This window comes from Methylobacterium oryzisoli, from assembly GCF_046557895.1.
Classification (GTDB): domain Bacteria; phylum Pseudomonadota; class Alphaproteobacteria; order Rhizobiales; family Beijerinckiaceae; genus Methylobacterium; species Methylobacterium oryzisoli.
Genome location: NZ_JBKIBX010000142.1, coordinates 1 through 506 on the forward strand (window position 1 = coordinate 1; position 506 = coordinate 506).

At 69.6% G+C, this 506-nt stretch carries 1 protein-coding gene; it reads left to right on the forward strand.

Translation table 11 applies throughout. The features are described from left to right. Window positions 1-68 precede the first annotated feature (68 nt). A partial coding sequence (locus ACKUB9_RS34425; RefSeq protein ID WP_407531208.1) for a helix-turn-helix domain-containing protein occupies window positions 69-506 on the forward strand: 438 nt, incomplete at its 3' end.

The following is a 506-nucleotide window of genomic DNA, read 5'->3' on the forward strand; positions in this document are numbered from 1 at the left end:
CCTAGTGGCTTGTCTGCGCTGATTTGATGATTTGCGCGTTGATGGGGAGCGATGCCGGGAGGCGCGCGATGAAGAAGTACGTTGTGACGCTCACGGCGGCGGAGCGGGATGAGCTTTCTGGGCTGGTGTCGCGCGGCAAGGCCGAGGTGCGCCGGCTCAAGCACGCGCAGGTGTTGCTCAAGGCTGACGCGAGCGCCGCGGGACCGGGCTGGCCCGACGAACGGATCGCCGAAGGGGTCGGGGTCGGAACGGCGAGCGTGGAGCGGGTGCGACGGCGCTTCGTCGAGGAGGGGCTGGAGCGGGCGCTGAGCCCCTACCGCAAGGGCCAGCGCCTCTACGCCCGCGCGCTCGACGGCGAAGCGGAGGCTCACCTGATCGCCCTGGCCTGCTCGCCGCCGCCTCAAGGACGGGCGCGCTGGACGCTGCGCCTGTTGGCCAGCCGCATGGTTGAACGGCAGCCCGTGCCGGGCGTGTCTCACGAGACGGTGCGTCAGACACTCAAAAAA